Source organism: Candidatus Leptovillus gracilis (assembly GCA_016716065.1).
In the GTDB taxonomy this organism is placed as follows: domain Bacteria; phylum Chloroflexota; class Anaerolineae; order Promineifilales; family Promineifilaceae; genus Leptovillus; species Leptovillus gracilis.
Genome location: JADJXA010000002.1, coordinates 612,147 through 633,374, shown reverse-complemented (window position 1 = coordinate 633,374; position 21,228 = coordinate 612,147). Strand labels below are relative to the sequence as shown.

The window sequence follows — 21,228 nt, the reverse complement described above, 5'->3', positions numbered from 1 at the left end:
ACTGGCTTCTACTACTAACCAAATTAACCAACAAAGGATCAACCTATGGACCGCACGCGCATTATTTTTGTCGGTATTGTCGGACTGGCTTTTCTGGTCATCGTCTGTATGGTGGGTGTTCAGTTTATTGCCCGGTTGGGCGGCAATGCTAACCCGGTGACCCAGGTGGAACAGGCCACCCCCCTGCCCCGCGACAGCGTTTTGATTACTGTGTCCAGTTCTAACACCAAGCAGAATTGGTTGGATGCCGTCGTGGCCCAGTTCAACGCCGCCGGGCAGACCACCTCGGCGGGCAATGCCATCATTGTGGAAGTCAGCCACGTCACGTCGGGCGATTCGATGGAGGCGATTTTGGACGGCCGTTCCCAGCCCACCGCCTGGAGTCCCGGCGACCAATCCTGGGTGGACCAGGCCAACGCCGCCTGGAAACTACGCGCCAACAAGCCGCTGGCTTCCCAGGAATGCCTGCCCACCATCTACGCGCCGCTTGGCTTTGCCATGTGGCAGCCCATGGCCGAAACCCTCGGCTGGCCCAACGAACCCATCGGCTGGGACACCATCGTGCAGTTAGCGGCTGATCCAGACGGTTGGGGCAGTTACGGCCGTCCTGAATGGGGTGAATTCCGCTTCGGCCACACCCATCCCGCCTACGCCAACTCCGGGCTGCTCTCCATGGCCGGCTTCGTCTATGGCATCGCTGGGGCCAACCTGACCCCGGCCGACGTTTACAGCGACGAGGTGCAGAACGCCATGCGTGAGCTGCAAAACAACACCAGCAAATACGGCCGTCAGGCCCCCGCCCTGCTGGATTTAATGGCCCGCGAAGGCCCCAGCTACCTGCACGCCGCCGCCGTGCCCGAAGCCGACGTGGTGCGCTTTAACGTTGAGCGCGGCAGCGAACTCAGCTTTCCGCTGGTTTTCATCTTCCCCGCCGAAGGCACAATTTGGGCCGACCATCCCTTCTGCATTCTGGACAATGCCGACTGGGTGACGCCAGAGCAGGCCGAAGCGGCCAAACTCTTTCGCGATTACTTGCGCGCCCCCACGCAGCAAGAAATGGCGATTGATAATTATTTACGGCCGTTAGACCGCAGCATCGCCCTCCACTCCCCCCTGGACCGCAGCAGCGGCACAGACCCCAACGCCAGCCCCCAAACCATCCCGGCTCTGCCCAGCCCCAACACCGAAATCAGCAGCGCCATCATAGATGTATTCCAACTCAACAAGCGCAAAGCCACCATCCTCGTCGTGTTGGATACTTCCGGCAGTATGTCCGGCGAACGCATCAAGACCGCCCGCGATGCTACCATGGACTTCTTGCGCCGCCTGGACCCCAACGACAACGTCGGCGTGATGATTTTCAGCGACAACGTAACCATGTTGGCCGAACCGAACCGCGCCGGTGACGTTGTAGAAACCCTCACCCAGCGCGTCGGTGGGCTGGTGGCCAACGGCAACACCGCCCTTTATGAAGCCGTCTGCGACGCCGTTGAAGCCGTCAATGCCGCGCAAGAAGCGGATGTCGCCGATGGTGAATCTCGCCTCTACGGCATCGTTTTATTGTCTGATGGCGAAGACACCGTGGGGCGCGTCACGGAAAACCAGATGTTCGCCACCTGCCTGCCGGCCAACGCCGAAGCCGATGGCGTGAAGATTTTCCCCATCGCCTTTGGCAGCGAAGCCGACGTCTCCGTGCTGACGCGCATGGCGAATGTCACCGCCGGCCGCATGTTTACCGCCGACCCGGCATCCATCAGCAACGTCTACATCTCCATCTCGGCCGAACAGTAGCGCGGCACACCACCACGCCTGGGAGCGCAGGCGTCTCGCCTGCCGGGGCGGACGGGACGTCCGCGCTCCCATTTTCACAGGAGGGAAAATAACGGCATGAAGGTTTTGATTGTCGGTTCGGGCGGGCGGGAACATGCGCTGGCGTGGAAACTGGCGCAGTCGCCGTTGGTAGGCGAAATTTTTATCGCGCCGGGCAACGCGGGCACGGCGCAGGTGGGGACCAACGTCCCGATCAGCGTGGAAGACGTGGCCGGGCTGGTGGCTTTTGCGCGGGGGAAGGGGATTGGGCTAACGGCCGTTGGCCCCGAAATCCCCCTCGCTTTGGGCATAGTTGATACATTTAAATCCGCCGGGCTAACCGTCTTTGGCCCCACCCAGGCTGCCGCCCAACTGGAAACGTCGAAAGCCTTCGCCAAAGCCTTTATGCAAGACATGGGCATCCCGACGGCCGTTTCCGCCACGTTCACCAATCACCACCAAGCCCTTGCCAACCTGCCCGATGGCCCCGTCGTCGTCAAGGCCAGCGGGCTGGCCGCCGGCAAGGGCGTCATCGTCTGCGATACGCGCCAGGAAGCGGAGGCCGCCCTGCGCCAGATCATGCTGGACCGGGAATTTGGCGCGGCTGGCGACGAAGTGGTGATTGAGGAGCGCCTCAGCGGCCCGGAAGTGTCGCTGTTGGCCTTTTGTGATGGGCAAACGGCCGTTCCCCTGCCTCCCGCCCGTGACCACAAACGCGCCTACGACGGCGACCGCGGCCCCAACACCGGCGGCATGGGTGTTTACGCCCCGCCGCCCGACGTAGACGCGGCGCTGGTGGACGAACTCATGCGCGCCGTCATCCAACCGGCGGTGCAGGGCATGGCGCAGCAGGGCACACCTTACGTAGGTGTGTTGTACGCCGGGGTGATGTTGACGGCCGTTGGCCCCAAAGTGCTGGAATTCAACTGCCGCTTTGGCGACCCGGAAACCCAGGCACTGCTGCCCCTGCTGCAAAGCGACCTGGCCGAAATTATGTTAGCTTGCGCCGCCGGTCGCCTGACGCCAGAACTGGTCCAGGTACATCCCGGCGCGTGCGCCACCGTCGTTATGGCCGCGCCGGGCTATCCGGGGCGTTATCGCAAAGGGCTGCCCATCACCGGCCTGGACGATGCGCCGGAGGGCGTGCAGGTCTTCCATGCCGGCACAAAAACAGAAGGCGGGCAGATTGTGACGGATGGCGGCCGGGTGTTGTGCGTGAGCGCGCGGGGCGCAGATTTGGCAACGGCCGTAACCCTGGCGTACGTCAGGGTACAAACCATTCACTTTGACGGGGCGCATTACCGCACCGACATCGGCAGGAGGGAGTAAATGAGCAGCAGCGCCTATGCCGCCGCCGGGGTAGACCTGGCCGCCGGACACAAAGCGACGGAATTGATGAAAACGGCCGTACACGCCACCTTCGGCCCCGAAGTGCTGTCTGGCGTGGGCAGTTTTGGTGGTTTATTTGACATAAGTAAGCTCAAGCAGATGGATGAACCAGTCCTCGTCGCCTCCACCGACGGCGTAGGGACCAAAACGATGGTCGCTGCCGCCCTGGACCGTTGGGACACCATCGGCCAGGATATCGTCAACCACTGCCTCAACGACATTTTAGTGCAAGGCGCAGAGCCGCTCTTTTTTCTTGATTACGTGGCTTCCAGCAAGCTGGACCCGCAAAAGATTGCCGCGGTGGTGGGCGGGGCGGCGCAGGCGTGTCGCGCCGTCGGCTGCGCCCTACTCGGCGGCGAAACGGCCGAAATGCCCGGCGTCTACCAGCCCGGCGAACTCGACCTGGTCGGCACAATCGTCGGCGTGGTGGACAAAGCGAACATCATTGATGGCTCGCGCATCCAGGCAGGCGATGCGATTTTAGGGCTGCCATCCAGCGGGCTGCACACCAACGGCTACAGCCTGGCCCGCGCCGCCCTGGCCGGGCTAGATTGGCGCGCGCCCCATCCCGACCTGGGCCAATCCATCGGCGAGGCGCTGCTGGCCGTCCATCGCCCCTACCTGGCGGAAATTCGCCAGCTATGGCAGGCAGGCATAGACGTGCGCGGCCTGGCCCACATCACCGGCGGCGGCCTGATTGACAACCCACCACGCATTTTCCCGGCCGGCCTGGGGGCCATTCTGCGGCATGGCAGTTGGCCTGTCCCGCCTATCTTCGACCTGATCCAGCGCCACGCCAACGTCTCCGACGCGGAAATGGCCCATGTGTTTAACCTGGGGTTGGGCATGTTGGTCATTGTGCCAGCCGAACAGGCGGAACTAGCCCAACAGGCACTCAAGCAATCCGCTTACATCATCGGGGAAATGAGAACAGGGTCACGGCAAGTAGAAATTGCGGTTCTCTGAGCTTACCTGTGGCAAACCCCTCTTCCCAACCCTCTCCCAAGGGTGGAGGGCTAGGGAGGGGGGCAGCCACAGAATTCTTCAGAGATCCGAAATTGCCTGAAACGTCTCATTGACATGAGGATTGATACGAATGTATCCAGACGTCTTCATGCACACAAGAGTCCGCGCTGCACATGTGAATGGTAAACGGGTCACCATTTACCCCAGAGGGTTTTTCAAGAATATACTCGGTGGCGGCCACATCCCGCATGATAAGTTTTCCCTCATCACGAGTAACCGTGTCATGGAAAAAATCATAACGGCCGTTTCCCCCATGGCCCATCAATTTATAGACCAACTGGCAGCGATTATTGCCTAACGAACGTGCCTCCTGAAAAACGATTTCCAACCAGATCGAAGATGTATCCTTGTCAGGAGGCGGAGTAACGAGATTTGTAGAAGAGCTTCTCTTCCCAGACTCCGACAAGGTGGGTGGATTAATAGATTTTACGTCCACTTCAACCAGGATAGTTCCGTTCTCTAGTGTATAGATTTCTCGGACCCATTCCTGCTCAGAAAACTTCACCTTAAATGCCTCACCAACGTTGTACTGTTGCTGCCAGATGCCATTGTCATTTTCCCAAACAAGGATGAGAAAATTTGATTTGCCTTTTGCCTGATTCAGAGCCTTTTCAACGCCCATCTTTAGGCTGACGCCCAAGAAATCTTCTGACCCGATTTGGATAATGGTGATGGCACTTTGGACAGAAATCTGTCCGTTAGAATCCACAGCTAGGGATACTTCGACCGGGCCAACATCGCCCTCAACCGCAATAAAACTGGTTCCACCCGCACAACCTACACAGGTGCAAAACAGAACGATTACATAAATGAGACCGCTTTTCACAGGAACCCCACGATTCGTATATGATAGACAAGCACGGTAATGTCGAGACTCAACAATCATGGCAGACCAAACGATTGTTTGGCAAGTGATCATATTCCACGAAACGAAGGTAATTTGTCATGTGTTAAACTGCACAAGAAGTAGCAATCCAATGAACACACCTGCTCAGAATTATCTTGGACAAATACGCCGGAAAGCGCTAAAAATAAGCGGAAAGTGTAGTGTAGTGGTCAAAGGTTAGTCAAACTCATCGGGTTAAGGACATCGCGTCGCATTTTCATTCTGAGCGGAGTCTTCGGCCATCGGGTTTCGGAGCGAAGAATCCCTATTTGTCAGTGGTAAGGGGATTCTTCCTCGAAGACTCGTCAGAATGACAACGATTCCTACTAATCCCTTGACCATTACAAAAATAAGCGGCAAGATTCAGTATCAGAAATAGGAAAAACCCACCATGCCTACGAACAGCGAACAAACTTATGTCATCGGCCATTTGAACCCGGATACAGACGCCATTGCCTCGGCTATGGGCTACGCCTGGCTGCTGCAAGACAAAGAGGGCGAAAAAATCGCCGCGGCCCGCGCCGGACAATTGAACCCCCAAACAACCTGGGTATTAAAACGACTGCAACTGGAGCCGCCGTTTCTGCTGCCGGATGCTTCGCCGCGCTTTGAATCCATTTGCCACCGGCTGAACACCACCACGCCAGACCGCCCACTGCGCGAAGCCTGGGCTATTGCCAATCGCACCGGCGGCACAGCGCCGATTGTCACGGAAGATGGCAAACCTTTTGGCCTGGTGACGGTGTTGAGTTTGTTCAAGTTTCTCAGCGAAGCGGTTGGTCCCCATCCGCGCCGGGAAGAAGTCCGTCTGGCGGAACTGCTGGACCAGCCGTGCAGTGAAGCGTGCGATACAGAAGTGCCGCGATTTCAGATTAAGAGCCGCATTAAGGACACGCTGCCGCGCATTTTGCGCGAAGAACGCAGCGAGTTTTGGATTGTAGATGAACATGGCAGCTATGCCGGCGTTTGCCGCCAGCGCGAGGCGTTAAACCCACCTCGCCTGAAGCTGATTCTGGTGGATCACAACGAGATGGGGCAGGCGTTGGGCGCGTTGGATGAGGCCGATTTATTGGAGATTCTGGACCATCACCGGCTGGGCAATCCGACGACACACATCCCGATTCGCTTTACGGTGGATGTGGTGGGCAGCACCAGCACATTGGTGACAGAACGCATTAACGAGGCTGGCCTGAGCGCGCCGCCAGCGCTGGCCGGGCTGTTGTTGGCCGGGGTGCTGTCTGATACGCTCATTCTGACGTCGCCGACGACGACGGAGCGCGACCATGCAGCCGCCGAGCGGCTGGCGCGGTGGGCGTTTATGCGCGGCTCCATGTTGGAAGGGGAGACAATTGAGGGTTACGGCCGTCAAATTCTGGAAGCTGGCGCCGGTTTGGCCTCGCGGTCGCCAGGCGAAATTGTTAGCGCCGACTTTAAGCTGTATGAAACCGATGGCATCGAGTTTGGCATTGCGCAGGCGGAAGTGACCAATTTTGCCCAGTTGGAAGAACACCTGGCAGCTTTACGTGAAGCATTGACCGAGCTTAAAGAAAGTCGCGGCCTCCATTTTGCCATGTTGATGGTGACAGATGTTGTGCGGCGTACCAGCCGACTGATAGTGACTGACGAACTGCCACAGTTGGAAGTGCTGCCTTACCCACGCCTGCCAGACCACACGCTGGAAGCGGTGGATGTGGTGTCGCGCAAGAAGCAGCTGCTGCCGGTGGTGTTTGGCGCGCTGGAGGGGTAAACGGCCGTGCGCGCCGACCGACTGATTTCACTGCTGATGCTGCTGCAAACCCGCGGGCAAATGACGGCCCAAGAGTTGGCCGACCGCCTGGAGGTTTCGCCGCGCACCATTTACCGCGACCTGGACGCCCTGAGCACGGCCGGTGTGCCGGTATATGCCGAACGCGGTCCGCAAGGCGGCTGTTCTTTGCTAGACAGCTACCGCACCAACTTAACCGGTCTGACGGATAAGGAGGTGCGGGCGTTGTTTATGTTTACGGTCCCCGGTTTGTTGGCCGATTTGGGAGCGGACAAAGCGTCGCAGACAGCGCTGCTGAAGCTTACGGCCGTTCTCCCCGCCCCCTTCCGCCCCGATGTAGACAAAGTGAGGGAACGTATTTTGCTGGATACGGCCGTCTGGTTCCAGCCCGAAGAACCCACCCCGTTCCTGCCGCTGGTGCAGGGCGCGGTCTGGCAAGAGCGGCGGCTGCGCATGACTTACCGCCGCGGCGATGGGCAGTGGGTGAAGCGGCTGGTAGACCCCTATGGTCTGGTGGCCAAGGCCAATGTCTGGTACATGGTGGCTGGGGCGCATCACGGCACGTTCACCTTTCGCGTTTCGCGCATCCAGGAAGCAGAAGTGAGCGACAGCAGCTTTACACGGCCGTCCACCTTCAAACTGACCGATTACTGGCAGACGTGGTGCACCCGATTCGAGCAAGAGATGGCCCAGTACACAGTCACGCTGCGCGTCTCGCCGGGCGGCGCGCCGTTGGTGGTGCAGAGCTTTGGCGAGGGCATGGTGTCGCTGCTCACGGCGGCTGCGGCCGGGGAAGATGGCTGGACAGAAATCAGCCTGACGTTCGCCTCGGCGGAGGATGCCTGCCGCCGGTTGTTGGGATTGGGAACGGCCGTACACGTCATCGCCCCACCTGAATTACGCCGCCACCTGCACACTGCCGCCCTGGAAGTGGCCGCCGCGTATAAACCCTGATAAAAACTTGGAGAGGAAGATAAACATCGTTTGAGTCAATGGCCTGATCAAGGTAGACTTGACCCATTCTTGCTTTGGGACTTTGAGATGAAGATAGCCGTATTATCAGACATTCATGGCAATTTGCCCGCCTTACAAACCGTTGCCGCCGACATCGAAACGTGGCAGCCCGACCTTGTCGTGGTGGATGGCGACATTGTGAATCGCGGGCCGCTGTCGTTAGACTGCCTGGAATTTGTGCAGTCCCGGCAGCAATCGGACAAGTGGCGCGTGGTGCGCGGCAACCATGAGGATTATATATTGGCCTGCGCCCGCCCAGAAGCGCCGCGCAGTGGACCGCAGTATGAATTGTGGCGTTTCGCTTTTTGGGCCTATGAGCAAATCAACGGCCGTATCCATGTCCTGCAATCGTTACCCAATCAATTTAGCTGGATGGCGCCTGATAGCACTGAATTTCGTGTCGTGCATGGGTCTATGCGCGACAACCGCGATGGTATATACGAAGATACCAGTGACGAACATCTGTATCAGCAAATTGCGCCTGTGCCCGGCGTGTTTGTGACGGCGCACACTCACCGGCCGCTCATTCGCCGCTTCAACGATTCTTTGGTGGTGAATGTGGGTTCGGTAGGCGCGCCATTTGATCAGGATAGACGAGCGAGTTACGGCCGTTTCACCTGGGCGCGTGATGGTTGGCGGGCAGAAGTGGTTCGGCTGCCCTACGACACAGCGCAAACCGAGCGCGATTATGTCGAATCTGGCTTTTTGGCAGAAGCGGGACCACTGGCCCAACTGATGCTGGTGGAATTACGCCGCGCCGGCGGCCTGATTCACCGCTGGGCCAGCCGTTATCAGGATGCTGTGCTGGCTGAAGAGATAGATATAGGGACAAGCGTGCGCGAGATGCTGCGTGATGAAGATTTACGGCCGTATCGCGGCCATCCCGGTTGGGTAGATTAGCCCTAGCCGCATCTCCGTCCCGTAGGCTGTTCAATTTGCAATCCTTAGCAAAACGGTAACTTGTTCTTAAACGGCCGTTAACACCCCCGCGCTACACTCCAAACATTAAACAAGACAAACGTATAAACGTATACCTGACCAGGTGACATCGGACAAAATGTCAGATGATGACCTTTGCGCGTATAGAATAGGAAACAAACCATGCACATTCTTGTTACCAATGACGATGGCGTGACCGCGCCAGGTTTACTGGTTTTGGCCCAGGCCATGCGCCAATTTGGCGAAGTAAGCGTCGTCGCGCCCGACCACGATTGGTCAGGACATGGACACACCAAACATTTTAAACGGCCGCTGCGCGTGCAAGAAATCCGGCTGGCCGATGGGACCAACGCCCTGGCTACCGATGGCAGCCCCGCCGACTGCGTGGCGATGGCCATCATGGGACTGCTGCCACAAAAAGTAGACATGGTCGTCGCCGGCATCAATTCCGCCGCCAACCTGGGCCATGACGTATCCTACTCCGGCACGGTGGCCGCCGTTAAAGAAGCCAACGTCTGGGGTGTGGCCGGCGTGGCCATATCGCTGGATGTGCAGCGCCAACACGCGCTGCTGAATTACGGTCTGGCCGCCAGCGTCGCCTGCCAGGTGGTGCAAACCATCAACCAAAACAACCTGCCAACCAATGTATTTTTCAACGTCAACGTGCCAGACATCCCGGCCGAGCGCTTTCGCGGCCTGCGGCTGACGCGCCAGGGGCAGCGGGTTTACCGCGACCGGCTGGAAAAACGGCGCGACCCGCGCGGCGACAGTTATTATTGGATTGGCGGCGACATGCCGACCGGCATTCCCAAAGAAGGCACAGACATTGGCGCGATTGCCCTGGGTTACGCAGCCATCACCCCGCTGCAGTTAGACCTGACAGCGCACCATCTTTTGGGCAGTTTTACTGATTGGGGCTGGACGCTGGCGGAACGGCCGTCTACCAACGGCACGGCCATACAGCCAGCCATGCCCATCCCAGCTTAATCCCCTCCGGCGGAGCCACAGCAAACATACGATCCCCTGCGACACCCCCCTCCTCACTTCTTCTGCACCTCTTCTCCTCTCTGAAAAGACCAGACCCATGAGTCTGGTCTTTTCCATTTAAGCGCCAGGCGTCAGACGCCGGACAACATCCGACGTATCAATTTTGCGCCTCATACGGCCGTCTAACACTTCTCTGATTTACTTCTAACACTCATCCACGACAATAGAGTCCATACAGAAAATTTCACATAAACACTGAACAGTGAACACTCGACCCACTTGGAGGATCATCATGAGTAAAATTATTGGCATAGACTTAGGCACAACCAACTCCGTGGCCGCTGTCATGGAAGGCAGCGACCCGGTAGTCATCCCCTCGGCCGAGGGCAGCAACACCGTGCCCTCGGTGGTTGCTTTCAGCAAAAAGGGGGAACGGCTAGTAGGGCAAACAGCCAAACGACAGGCCGTTGTCAACCCCGAAAACACCATCTATTCGATTAAGCGCCTTATGGGCCGGCGCATAGACGCCGAAGAAACCCAGCGCACGCAAAAAATGGTGTCCTATCAGGTTGTCGCCGGGCCGCAGCAAGACGCCCGCGTCCAGATTCCGGCAGTCAGCAAAACCTATTCGCCGCAAGAGATTTCGGCGCTGATTCTGCAAAAACTCAAGCGCGACGCCGAAGCTTACCTGGGTGAGCCTGTGACCCAGGCGGTCATCACCGTACCGGCTTATTTTAACGACAGCCAGCGCCAGGCCACCAAAGACGCCGGCAAAATCGCCGGTTTGGAAGTGCTGCGCATCATCAACGAACCCACGGCCGCGGCCCTGGCTTACGGCCTGGACAAAAAACAGGACGAAACCATCCTGGTCTTTGACCTGGGTGGTGGTACATTCGACGTGTCGGTGCTGGAGGTTGGCGATGGCGTCATCGAAGTGCAGGCGACCAACGGTGATACCCACCTGGGCGGCGACGACTGGGACGAACGCATCGTCCATTGGATGATTGAGCAGTTCAAAATGGACCAGGGCATTGATTTGTCCCAGGACCGGCAGGCGCTGCAACGGCTGCGCGAAGCGGCCGAAAAAGCCAAAATCGAACTCTCGACGCTGATGCAGACCGAACTAAATCTGCCCTTTGTGACGGCCGACGCCAATGGCCCCAAACATCTGCAAATGACCCTGACACGGGCCAAATTCGAGCAGTTGACCACCGATCTGGTGCAGCGCTGCCGCGTGCCTTTCGACAAGGCGCTGCAAGACGCCGGGCTGGACACCAGCAAAATTGACGAAGTGGTATTGGTCGGTGGCTCTACCCGGATGCCCATGATTCAGGACCTGGTACAATCGCTCACCGGTAAAGCGCCCAACAAAAGCGTGAATCCGGACGAGGTGGTGGCCCTGGGCGCGGCGCTGCAAGGCGGCGTATTGGGCGGCGATGTGAAGGATTTGCTGCTGCTAGACGTGACGCCCCTGAGCCTGGGCCTGGAAACTCTGGGCGGCGTGATGACCACGCTCATCCCGCGCAACACCACCATCCCGATGAAAAAGACGGAGGTCTTTAGCACCGCCGAGGACAGCCAGACGGCCGTAGACATCCATGTCTTACAAGGCGAACGGCCGATGGCCGCCGACAACAAAACATTGGGCAACTTCCGGCTGGACGGCCTGCCGCCCGCGCCGCGTGGTCTGCCGCAAATTGAAGTAACCTTCGACATAGACGCCAACGGCATCCTGCACGTGACGGCCAAAGACAAGGCCACCGGCCGCGAACAGCAAATTCGCATCACCGCCTCCACCAACCTGAACGAGGCGGAAATTGACCGGATGGTCAGTGAAGCGAAAGCGCACGAAGCGGAAGACCAGCGCCAGCGCGAGTTGATCGAAGCACGCAACCAGGCAGATCAGCTCATCTACACCGTCGAAAAGAGCTTGACGGAATTGGGTGACAAGTTGGCCCCCGCCGAGCGCGCCAACATCGAGAGTCTCATCACCGAGCTGCGCGCCGCCATGCCGGGCAGCGACATCGGCCAGATTCGCAGCCAGACGGAGCGCTTGCAGCAGGCCAGTTACGCCATCAGCCAGCAGCTTTACCAGGCGCAAGCGCAGCCAGGCGGCTATACGAACGGGGCGAGCAATGGCAGCGACAACGGCCGTACCGCCGGTGAAGGTGTCGTCGAAGGGGAATATCAGGAAATGTAAACAGACCCAGGTGCGGCGCACTTCTCCAGTGCGCCGCACTGTCCACCATTTGCTGTTGTTGTTATCCCTGCACAACTCCACTACACTTACATCAAACTCGCCCGGTCCCCGACGCCAATGAGCGACATCGGGGACTTCGGCTTACCGGTGGATAGACTATGAAAGTACAGGATTATTATCAGACGCTGGGCGTGAACAAAAACGCCGACGACAAGGCCATCAAAAAAGCATATCGCAAGCTGGCGCGGGAATTTCACCCGGACATGAATCCAGGTGACAAAGCGGCCGAAGAGCGCTTCAAATTGATCAACGAAGCATACGAAGTGCTGGGCGACGCCGACAAGCGGCAAAAGTATGACCAGTTCGGCGCGCAGTGGCAGCAGTACGAACGCGCCGGCGGCCGACCGGAAGATTTCAATTGGTCGCAATGGGCGGCGCCCGGCGGGCAAGGCAGCACACGCACTGTCAGCCCAGAGGAGCTTGCCCAGATGTTTGGCAGCGGCGGTGGGGGTTTCTCCGATTTCTTCGAGACCTTGTTTGGCGGCGCGGGACGGGGGTCGGCCGGTGGTTTTGACTTTAGCAGCTTTGGCGGTGGGCAGACAGGCCAGCCGCGGCCGCGCCAGGGACGCAACACCGAACACACCATCCAGGTGACGTTGGAAGAGGCGTTTCACGGCACAACACGGACGCTGCAATGGGACGACGGCCGTTCCATTCAGGCCAAAATCCCGCGCGGCGTAGACAATGGGTCACGCATCCGGCTCAGCGGCCAGGGGGGCAGCGGCCAGGCCGGCGGCCGCGCCGGCGACCTGTACCTGATCGTGGAGATGCAGCCCCACGCCACGTTCCAACGTGACGGGGATGACCTGATGGTTGAGCTGCCGGTGGATGTGTATACGGCCGTACTCGGCGGCAAGGCAGAGGTGCGCACCCTGGACAAAAGCGTCAACCTGACCATCCCGCCGGAGACGAGCACCGGCAAGGTTTTCCGCCTAGCCGGGCTGGGCATGCCCAACCTGCGGCAGCCGGACAAACGGGGCAATTTGTACGCCACCGTGTCTATCACACTGCCACAAAAATTGACGGATCGGGAAAAGGAGTTGTTCGCTGAACTGCGGGCGCTGCGGACAGCATTTAAGGAGAGTTAGTTATTTTAGCGGCTCGTTTTGCCCACGCTGGAGACCACCGCTGGAGACCACCGCTTCTTCAACCCGCTTCACAAATGGCAGTTCCACCAATTGCTCGATTTGCGCCCCGGTGGCCTGCCCCTCGACAAAATTCATCACGCCAACGGCCGTGCGCTCCACCACCATCTGGTCAGACAGCACGGTCGTTTCCATTGCCGTAGGCGCGCCATACAAGTGAACAACGATGGCGTAAGCTGCCTGCGGATCGGCAAATTCCCCTCTGAGCTTCGTGGTTGGGTCAATGGACGTCACGTCCAGGATGACGTTACTGGTGTGCAAGGTGGCGAGGAAGGGAACGGCCGCTGCCGGAACATACGCCTGAAAGCGGTACTCACCCAACGGATCAAACAGCACAATCCCGGCCGCGTCAAGCTGTTGGGCGATGGTTTCGTCCAACGTGCCCGGCAGTGTCACAATTACGTAGGCCCCATCACGGCCGTTTATCATCCCCTGTACCCGCTCCGGCAGTGTGTCTGCCTGCCCTGGCGTGCAGCCCGCCAGCCAGCCCCAGAGCAGAAAAATAGCCAATAACCAGCCAATTTGCTTCATCATCATACCTCCCATTTGCCGTCTTGCCATGCCTATAAAGACGTTGGGAAGGTACAATTCGTTCCAAAAAAACAGGTTCCCGGCGCGAATAAAGCGCCGGGAACCTGTTTCATTTATTTTCTGAGCATGGGCAGGTAGTTGCAGAGTGCTTTGGTAAAGGTCACGCTGCTGCTGCCACCAGAGCCAAGACCCCCATTGTCACGGAAAAAGGCCGCCGCGTTAAATGTTCGGCTGGCGGAACAGGTGGCGCCATTGTAACGAATGAACCAGCGCACCAGGCGAGGATGATTGGCGATGCTCTCGCCGACCGCCACACGCCAGAAAGAACCGCCGCCATCGTTGTGCAGTTCGGCGTCGTCGTAATAATGGGAACGGCCGTCGCGGGTATAAATGCGCGCCCCTTCCACCGTAAACAGAGTAGTAGACGGCAGTTGCAAACGCACATAGCTGCCCGGCGCAGCAAAACCACTGTTGCTGATGGTTGTGTAAAGATAGAACGTATTGTCGGCAAACGTGCCGATATTCGGCGTCAACGAAGAAGTCAGCGACAAATTTGCCGGCTGCATTACCACCACGGAGGCCAGACCATACGCCTGCGACGATGCCAGGGAAAAGGCGCGGGCTTCGATGCGCCACGTCCCCGGAGTCCCGGTGGTAATTTTTACATACTCCACCGTGTCATCCACCGTGATGGATGAGCCGCGAAGGACATTGTTGGCGTCGTAGACGCGCAAATCCAGGTCGTTGATTACGTCGTCGTTGTTGGCTCCGGCTACCGGATCCGCCCAGGTTAGGACAACCCGAACTTCTGAGAAACCAGCCGGAACCGTGAAGTTATGGTTATTGGCATTGCCGGTAGCCGCCAGGGAGCCGGTCCAGCGGCTGGTGTCGCTAATCCCGGTTTGGTCGTAGACGGCGTGGTAGGTGTTCACCATACCACGGCCGTAGCGGGCAACATCCACCCCGCCCACATTGGTGGCTGAAGCAATGAAGACCGCTTTGACTACTTCCGGCCAGCTAAGATAACCCGGATAAGCATCCAGGAATTGGGCCACGCCGCCGGTCACTTGCGGCGCGGCCATACTGGTGCCGTTCCAGGTGTCGTACTGGCGGTTGTCGCCATAAAAATACCAGCCTACAGCCGAATGGGTACGCACGCCGGGGGCCATGATGTCCGGCTTTACCCGCGTAAACCCATCGCCATCCACGTCTATGGGGCCAAAGTTACTGAAGCAGATGCGTTCGCCGGGCGGGAAGTTGTCGTCGCCCACGCCGCCACAGGTGGTAACATTTTCGTTGGGCCAGTTGCCATCCTTCACTGCGCCCACGGTGAGGGCGTTTTTGGCCGTGCCCGGGCTGCGCGACAAGGCATTGTCGTTGTGGGTGATGATGACCATGTTCATAAACTGGCTGCCAAATTCGCCGCGCACCGCCCGGTCAGCCAACTGCGAACTGACGGCGTAGGTGCCGTTGCCGCCGCCCCAACTGTTGTTGGAAACATGGCCGTTGTTGGCTGCCCCACGCACCAAAGATGCCTGAAAGTCGGCGTTGAAATAGCCAGTGCCGCCGGGCACGTTGCAGCACAAACGGTAAATGAGCAAGTTGACGCCAGGGGCAATGCCCTGCCAGGATTGCCCGCTTGTGCCGTTGCCGCTGCCGCCGATGCTGCCGGCAACGTGGGTTCCGTGGCTGTCTATGGCTGCCGCGTCTGTGCTAACGGGCAGCGGATACCAGGCATATTGGTCGGTGATACGACTGAGGGGCAGGTCGGGGTGGTAGGTGCTGCCCTGGTGGGCAATACCAGAATCCATGATCATGACGTTGATGCCGGTTCCATCGTAGGTGTTGAGTTTGAGGATGTCGCCGCCGGTGGCCAGGTTGCCTTCCAGGTTAGCGGGCACGCCGGTAGGCGCGATGGGCTGTGGCGGCGTTTCCGCCGAACCGGATTCGTTGACGATATGCTCGTGGACCATTTGCACGGCCGTATTCGCCGCCAACGTATAGACCAGATTGGCCGGTATCCAGCCTTCGATCAAGAACATGGCCCCGTCAGAGCGGCGCTCGATGGTCATCAGTTTGGCGAATTCGGCCAATTGGGTTTCGGTGGGGGCTTCAAATAGCTGTACGGTGATGGGCACGGCCGTTTCCGGGGCGTCGAGGGCGTTGAGCTGTGTTTGCAGCCCTTCGCTGATCTGATAAGCGGGTGGGACCTGCCCGACAAAGTTGATTTTGCCCTGGGTGATGGCGTTGGTAACGGCCGTTACCGCCGCCGCCGGAATTTTGGCGTAGAAAGATAAACTGTTCAGCGGGTCGCCAAAAACAACACCCTGGGCGCTGAGCTGTTCTTTCAGAATCAGGTCCACCGGATAGGTGAACTGCAAGGCCAGGTATTCAGATGGGGCGTCAGCCGTCAGCAGGCGCTGCTGCAAATCGGTCGCCAAACCTGGCGTGACTGCCAACAAGTTGTTGGCCCCAAAGCGAATAAAGCTGGCGTCTGGCGGCGCTTTTTCGTCGTCCGGCCAGACCTGGGCATCTGTGTAGCGGGTGATGGTGGGATCGTCGAGGTATTGGCCGGTGGCTTTATCATAACCCAGTACAACTTCGTCGAGGGTGCTGAGGATGGTTGGGTCAGTGACGGCCGTTTCGTCCAGCAGCGCCGCCACGGTGGGATCAACCGTACTGCCCCACTGCGCCAGGGCGGCCTGCTCATCCTCGTCCAGACCCACCTGTGCCGCCGTTTGTCCGGCCGGCAGCGCAAAACTGCCCTGAGAAACCAACAAGACGATCATGATCAAACTCAGAACAAAAATCCATTTTACCGCTTTCATCATGTCACCTCTTAATGAATTACCGAAAAAAGGCCAACAAAAGAGCATTGGCTTCATCCTAATAAACGCCAAAATAGAACGATTTCCGTTTCGCAAGGCGAAAATGTTTCCTGGCGTGGTCAAGATGGCACAAAAGTGAGCGGGGAACTGGCGCAGAACAGCGCCAGCAGATAACAGTATAGCCGGGCAGCAAACCAGATGCTGCTAACTCGTTAACAGTCAGCCCAGCCAAACATGGTGTTGAAGGAACGAAAAACAGCAACCTTCCGGGCGACCCAACCGGCGGTCGCCCGGAGGCAAGAGGAACTTCAGGCGGGTAAATCTTCTTTGCGCGCTTTGCCCATGGCAATGAAGGTAGGCATTCGATGCCAGGTCAGTTCCTCCACTTCCTTGCGCGAGACGTCCAGGAGGAGACGGCCGTTCTCTTCATCATACCCCCCAATAAAATCGGTGGGAATATAATAACGTTCGCCCAACTCAAACGAAAATAGTTCCAGATAGGCGGCGTAATATTTTAGCAGCGGTTCCACCTCTTCGAGGCGGTGGAAAATGTACATTGCATCCCCCAGGTGCTGATCATCTTGCGTCCAGACGGCCGTATGTTTTTTGATAGTTACAATTGCACTGTCCATATCATGCTCCCTCAAGCGGCTAAAGTGAGATATATACCTGACAAGGTGACAAAAATGTCAGATGATGACCTTTGTGAGAATACCTATCATTTTAGCACAGAAGCCGACAACATGGCGCTGCTATTTTCCTCCCTTGAAAATGGGAGCGCGGACGTCCCGTCCGCCCAGGCAGGCGAGACGCCTGCGCTCCCAGGGTTTTCATTCGTGGTGGTGGGTGCAGCCTACTCATGAAGTCTCCTGACAAATGCCATTCTCCAGCCGGGCATCCACCGGGAGGTTTGTTATAATGGGGTCCATGCACTTCTACCGCCTCCTGTTTCGTTGGCTGCCCGTCTTGTTACTCTGGGGTTTGGCCGCCTGCCAATTCCTCCCGGCAGCGCCGCCAACCAGCCAACAACCCAACACCAACCAGCCGCCACCAACGCCACTTTTTGCCACACCCCGGCCAACGGCCGTTCCCCCATCCAATGCCACCGGAACCCGCCCACCCCACAGCCCGGCCGCCGTACCACCGCCCGAAATTTACCTGTCCGGGTTTGCCGTCGAAAATGTCGGCGTACAAAGCCCGGTTTACCTGGGCTACCAGGTGATTGGGCGTGATCTGGCCGAAGTGGCTTTGTTTGGTGGCGCGTATGAGGCCGACGGCCGTCGCCGCCTTTTGCTGGACATCCCCCTCGGCCGGCGCGATGGTCTGCTGGACGATCTGTTTATCTGGGATACCCGCGCCGCCTATCTAGTTGACGCAGCCGGCAGCGGTGACTTTGCCCTGGCCTGGCCCATGGCCGCCGACAGCGACCAATTGGCCGCGCCTGGCGTCTATTCGCCAGCCAATGGCCCCAGCCAACCAGCCAATCTCCTCTTTGCGGCACAGGCCAACAGCCCGGCGCGTCTTGCCAGCCAGGGGGATGACCCGACCCAGATTAATCCCCAACCGGGCGACGCCTTCCAATTGACTCGCTTCTACCTGGATGAAAACGGGGCCATCGGCCAGGAACCCGGCCCGATATTGGCCTTTGATGACGCCGGGCTGTTAGCCGTGGAATGGCGGACGCTGCCCGATGGCCCATACTTTCTGGGAATACGGGCCGAAAACGCCATCGGGACCATTACGCGCGCCGTTGAGGACCTGACCATCACCAACAGCCAGTTGCTGTCAGGCGTCGCCGTCTATCTGAACCCGCGCCTGGGCCTGCAATTCCTCCATCCCGACGACTGGCACACGCCCAGCGACGACGACACGCTGCTCCGCGCCAGCGACCTGAACAACCAGACGCAAATGCAGATCACCCTCTATCCGGAACTGGAACGGGGTATGAATTCAGCGGCGCTCAGGAACCAGACGCTCGGCCAATTTGGCCCTGTGGATGTGCTGTTCAGCGATGGATTAACCATCGCCGGAGTGGGCGGCAGCCGTGTGGCCTATGGCTATACCCGGCCAGACGGCCAGGAGCGGGTGGGCCTCTTTTTCGCCTTTGTGAAGGATGGGCGGGGGTACGTGGTGGATGTAGATGGTCCGCAAACGGCCGAAACGCAAACCATCACCGCCGCGCAGACCATTGGCGAGAGCTGGCGATTTTTCCACCAGGCGGACCATAAGGCGTATTGGACACGCGCCGACCTGGGGGCGTTCACGGTGGCCTATCCCCCAGGTTTTGCTTACCAGAGCCAGGATGGGTGGCGGCGTTTTGTCGCCGACGGCCGTACTTTTGTGGCGCTGCGGCTGGCGGCCGAGACACGGCCGTTAGACAGGGCGCTGGCCGCGCTGCTGCGCGACGCCGAAGCGGGCGTGGCCGGTTTCCAGGCCGGGCAGCCGTTCGCCTTGCCCCTGGGCGGCGCAGAGTGGCAGCGGGTGGATATGGTTTATACGGCCGTAGATGGCACAGAAATCTGGGGCTTCATCATGGTCCGGCAGGTGGATGGGCAGGAAATCACGGCCTGGGCCGAAGCGCCGGCAAACGTTTATCCCCAGCTTGAATCGTCCGTGTTCCTGACCCTCATCGCCGATATGGAATTGAAATGACGACCGGGGTCTGGCGAAACTGGATCGAATCATCGCACTTTAGAGAATAATCAGGCAAAGTGACAATCTCATGCACCCAAAAGAGTTACTCGACCGCTACCAGATAGAGCCGAAGAAAAGCCTGGGGCAAAACTTTCTCTTTGACGAGAACGTGTTGAGGCGCATTGTGACCGCGGCCGAACTGCAACCGACCGACGCCGTGCTGGAAATTGGGCCGGGGTTGGGGGCGCTGACGCGGCTGTTGGCGCAAACGGCCGTCTCCGTCACCGCTGTGGAGTTAGACGGACGTCTCCTCCCCATCTTGCGCGAAGAACTGGCCCACTTCCCCAATGTCCACCTTATTCACGGCGACATTCTGGAGCAGGACCCCGCCCAACTGTTTGCCCGGCCGTACAAAGTAGTCGCCAACGTGCCCTACTACATCACCGGCGCGATTTTGCGCCACCTGCTCAGCGCCGCGCACAAACCCACCAGCATGGTGCTGACGGTGCAAAAAGAGGTGGCCGACCGGATAACGGCCGTGCCGCCCAACATGAGCCTTTTAGCCGTCAGCGCCCAGGTGTACGGACCGGTGCAGCAGGTTGCCACGCTGAAAGCGGGCGCCTTTTGGCCGCGCCCAGACGTAGATTCGGCCGTCATTCGCCTGGATATTCGCCACACCCCGGCCCACGAAGAGGCATTCTTCCGCGTCGTCCGCGCCGGGTTCAGCCAGAAACGGAAACAACTCCACAACAACCTGGGCCAATTAGGGCTTAAAAAAGCGGATATTGATACAATCCTGGCAGCGGCAAATATAGACGGCCGTCGCCGCGCCGAAACCCTGACCCTGGACGAATGGCAAAGGGCAGCGGAGTTGATAGTCGGGAGTTGATAGTTGGGAGTTGATAGTCAACAAACCACCAAAACGATGAACCACTCCAATTTCATCCGCAATCTGCCCAAAGCAGAAATACATATCCACCTGGAAGGGGCTATTCAGCCAGAAACGGTGCTGAAGTTGGCCGAGGGCCACGCCATGCTGCCCAAACTGCCCAGCACCGACGTGGCCGAACTCAAAAAATGGTTCTGTTTCGCCGATTTTTCCCATTTTGTCGTCGTGTATATGACGATTCAAGATTTGCTGCGCTCGGCGGAAGATTTTTCGTTGGTTGTCTATGAAAACGGCGCGGATATGGCCGCGCAAAATATTCGCTACCGCGAACTGACCATCACCCCCTATACCCACACCGATTTTCAAGCCAAGCTGCCGATTGAGGCGTTGTTGGCTGGATTGGAAGACGGCCGTATCCGCGCCCAACGTGACTATGGCGTAGAGATGCGCTGGGTCTTCGACGTGCCACGCAACCTCAGCTTCCCCCAGCGCGACGGACGAACCTACGATCCGCGCCCGGCCGAAAAAACCCTGGCCTATGCCCTGCAAGGGCGCGACTTTGGCGTTGTCGGTTTTGGTCTGGGCGGCCATGAAGTAAACGCGCCGCCCGAACCCTTCGCCCACGCCTTCGCCGCTGCCAAAGCGGCCGGGCTGCTCAGCGTGCCCCACGCCGGCGAGACCATGGGACCAGGCAGCGTATGGGGCGCGATACGTGAACTGCAAGCCGACCGTATCGGCCACGGCGTGCGGGCCATTGAAGACCCCGACCTGCTGGCCTACCTGCGCGAACGGCAAATCCCGCTGGAAATCAACCCCAGCAGCAATACCTGCCTGCACGTCTACCCGAATATGGCCGCCCACCCCTTCCGCCAGCTAGACGAAATGGGGCTGCTGGTCACCATCAACAGCGATGACCCACCTTTGTTTAATACCAACCTGCTGCAAGAATATGCCATCCTGGCCGAGACCTTCGGCTACGACGAAACCGCGTTAACACGCATCGCCCGCAACGCTTTTGTGGCGTCTGGCGTAGAAGCCGACGTGAAGGAAACGCTGCTGGCGGAATTTGACAACAAATGATAGTGGATAGTTGATAGTTGATAGACCTCCCAACTTCCAACTCCCA

16 protein-coding genes are annotated in these 21,228 nt (G+C 58.7%); 12 read left to right on the top strand and 4 right to left on the bottom strand.

Annotated features, from left to right (window positions below):
* The first annotated feature begins 45 nt into the window (after positions 1 to 45).
* From IPM39_07140 to IPM39_07130, 3 genes are all read left to right on the top strand, one after another.
* Positions 46 to 1,791, top strand: a complete 1,746-nt coding sequence (locus IPM39_07140) for a VWA domain-containing protein (protein ID MBK8985845.1) — start codon at positions 46 to 48, stop codon at positions 1,789 to 1,791.
* 96 nt (positions 1,792 to 1,887) lie between these two features.
* Complete coding sequence (gene purD, locus IPM39_07135; protein ID MBK8985844.1) at positions 1,888 to 3,138, top strand: phosphoribosylamine--glycine ligase; 1,251 nt, start codon at positions 1,888 to 1,890, stop codon at positions 3,136 to 3,138.
* Complete coding sequence (locus tag IPM39_07130) at positions 3,139 to 4,164, top strand: phosphoribosylformylglycinamidine cyclo-ligase (protein MBK8985843.1); 1,026 nt, start codon at positions 3,139 to 3,141, stop codon at positions 4,162 to 4,164.
* Positions 4,165 to 4,270: 106 nt separating this feature from the next.
* On the opposite strand, the gene IPM39_07125 is transcribed toward IPM39_07130, so the two are convergent.
* Positions 4,271 to 5,050 carry a hypothetical protein gene (locus IPM39_07125; protein ID MBK8985842.1) on the bottom strand — a complete coding sequence of 260 codons (780 nt, stop codon included), beginning with the start codon at positions 5,048 to 5,050 and terminating at the stop codon, positions 4,271 to 4,273.
* Between the two features lie 451 nt (positions 5,051 to 5,501).
* On the opposite strand from IPM39_07125, the gene IPM39_07120 reads away from it, so the two are divergent.
* From IPM39_07120 to IPM39_07095, 6 genes are all read left to right on the top strand, one after another.
* Positions 5,502 to 6,857 carry a DHH family phosphoesterase gene (locus IPM39_07120; GenBank protein ID MBK8985841.1) on the top strand — a complete coding sequence of 452 codons (1,356 nt, stop codon included), beginning with the start codon at positions 5,502 to 5,504 and terminating at the stop codon, positions 6,855 to 6,857.
* Between the two features lie 6 nt (positions 6,858 to 6,863).
* Positions 6,864 to 7,829, top strand: a complete 966-nt coding sequence (locus IPM39_07115; GenBank protein ID MBK8985840.1) for a YafY family transcriptional regulator — start codon at positions 6,864 to 6,866, stop codon at positions 7,827 to 7,829.
* 87 nt (positions 7,830 to 7,916) lie between these two features.
* Positions 7,917 to 8,789 (top strand): metallophosphoesterase, encoded by an 873-nt coding sequence (locus IPM39_07110; GenBank protein MBK8985839.1) that lies wholly within the window; start codon positions 7,917 to 7,919, stop codon positions 8,787 to 8,789.
* A 201-nt stretch (positions 8,790 to 8,990) separates the two neighbouring features.
* Entirely contained in the window at positions 8,991 to 9,815 is an 825-nt protein-coding gene (surE, locus tag IPM39_07105) for a 5'/3'-nucleotidase SurE (protein MBK8985838.1), read from the top strand.
* Positions 9,816 to 10,107: 292 nt separating this feature from the next.
* Positions 10,108 to 12,015, top strand: coding sequence for a molecular chaperone DnaK (gene dnaK / locus IPM39_07100; GenBank protein MBK8985837.1), 1,908 nt, complete (start codon positions 10,108 to 10,110; stop codon positions 12,013 to 12,015).
* Between the two features lie 158 nt (positions 12,016 to 12,173).
* On the top strand, positions 12,174 to 13,163 hold the full coding sequence (locus IPM39_07095; protein ID MBK8985836.1) for a J domain-containing protein: 990 nt from the start codon (positions 12,174 to 12,176) through the stop codon (positions 13,161 to 13,163).
* On the opposite strand, the gene IPM39_07090 is transcribed toward IPM39_07095, so the two are convergent.
* The 3 genes from IPM39_07090 to IPM39_07080 all read right to left on the bottom strand — a co-directional run bounded on the left by IPM39_07090 (position 13,164) and on the right by IPM39_07080 (position 17,211).
* Positions 13,164 to 13,757: a hypothetical protein gene (locus IPM39_07090; protein MBK8985835.1), complete on the bottom strand. Its 594-nt coding sequence runs from the start codon at positions 13,755 to 13,757 to the stop codon at positions 13,164 to 13,166.
* Positions 13,758 to 13,864: 107 nt separating this feature from the next.
* Complete coding sequence (locus tag IPM39_07085; GenBank protein MBK8985834.1) at positions 13,865 to 16,582, bottom strand: S8 family serine peptidase; 2,718 nt, start codon at positions 16,580 to 16,582, stop codon at positions 13,865 to 13,867.
* A gap of 305 nt (positions 16,583 to 16,887) precedes the next feature.
* Positions 16,888 to 17,211 carry a hypothetical protein gene (locus IPM39_07080; GenBank protein MBK8985833.1) on the bottom strand — a complete coding sequence of 108 codons (324 nt, stop codon included), beginning with the start codon at positions 17,209 to 17,211 and terminating at the stop codon, positions 16,888 to 16,890.
* 286 nt (positions 17,212 to 17,497) lie between these two features.
* Here IPM39_07080 and IPM39_07075 point away from each other — a divergent pair, with 286 nt between their 5' ends.
* The 3 genes from IPM39_07075 to add all read left to right on the top strand — a co-directional run bounded on the left by IPM39_07075 (position 17,498) and on the right by add (position 21,182).
* Positions 17,498 to 19,231 carry a hypothetical protein gene (locus IPM39_07075; GenBank protein MBK8985832.1) on the top strand — a complete coding sequence of 578 codons (1,734 nt, stop codon included), beginning with the start codon at positions 17,498 to 17,500 and terminating at the stop codon, positions 19,229 to 19,231.
* A 70-nt stretch (positions 19,232 to 19,301) separates the two neighbouring features.
* Complete coding sequence (rsmA, locus tag IPM39_07070; protein MBK8985831.1) at positions 19,302 to 20,102, top strand: ribosomal RNA small subunit methyltransferase A; 801 nt, start codon at positions 19,302 to 19,304, stop codon at positions 20,100 to 20,102.
* Between the two features lie 3 nt (positions 20,103 to 20,105).
* A complete protein-coding gene (gene add, locus IPM39_07065; GenBank protein MBK8985830.1) occupies positions 20,106 to 21,182 on the top strand; it encodes an adenosine deaminase in 1,077 nt (358 codons plus the stop codon).
* The last annotated feature ends 46 nt before the right edge of the window (positions 21,183 to 21,228 follow it).

What these genes read in the sequence shown, in the direction of transcription:
- IPM39_07090 (MBK8985835.1), bottom strand. Translation starts at nt 13,757, where the DNA reads ATGATGATGAAGCAAATTGGCTGGTTATTGGCTATTTTTCTGCTCTGG.
- rsmA (MBK8985831.1), top strand. Translation starts at nt 19,302, where the DNA reads ATGCACCCAAAAGAGTTACTCGACCGCTACCAGATAGAGCCGAAGAAA.
- purD (MBK8985844.1), top strand. Translation starts at nt 1,888, where the DNA reads ATGAAGGTTTTGATTGTCGGTTCGGGCGGGCGGGAACATGCGCTGGCG.
- IPM39_07140 (MBK8985845.1), top strand. Translation starts at nt 46, where the DNA reads ATGGACCGCACGCGCATTATTTTTGTCGGTATTGTCGGACTGGCTTTT.
- surE (MBK8985838.1), top strand. Translation starts at nt 8,991, where the DNA reads ATGCACATTCTTGTTACCAATGACGATGGCGTGACCGCGCCAGGTTTA.
- IPM39_07130 (MBK8985843.1), top strand. Translation starts at nt 3,139, where the DNA reads ATGAGCAGCAGCGCCTATGCCGCCGCCGGGGTAGACCTGGCCGCCGGA.
- IPM39_07120 (MBK8985841.1), top strand. Translation starts at nt 5,502, where the DNA reads ATGCCTACGAACAGCGAACAAACTTATGTCATCGGCCATTTGAACCCG.
- IPM39_07095 (MBK8985836.1), top strand. Translation starts at nt 12,174, where the DNA reads ATGAAAGTACAGGATTATTATCAGACGCTGGGCGTGAACAAAAACGCC.
- IPM39_07075 (MBK8985832.1), top strand. Translation starts at nt 17,498, where the DNA reads ATGGGGTCCATGCACTTCTACCGCCTCCTGTTTCGTTGGCTGCCCGTC.
- IPM39_07110 (MBK8985839.1), top strand. Translation starts at nt 7,917, where the DNA reads ATGAAGATAGCCGTATTATCAGACATTCATGGCAATTTGCCCGCCTTA.
- dnaK (MBK8985837.1), top strand. Translation starts at nt 10,108, where the DNA reads ATGAGTAAAATTATTGGCATAGACTTAGGCACAACCAACTCCGTGGCC.
- IPM39_07080 (MBK8985833.1), bottom strand. Translation starts at nt 17,211, where the DNA reads ATGGACAGTGCAATTGTAACTATCAAAAAACATACGGCCGTCTGGACG.
- IPM39_07085 (MBK8985834.1), bottom strand. Translation starts at nt 16,582, where the DNA reads ATGATGAAAGCGGTAAAATGGATTTTTGTTCTGAGTTTGATCATGATC.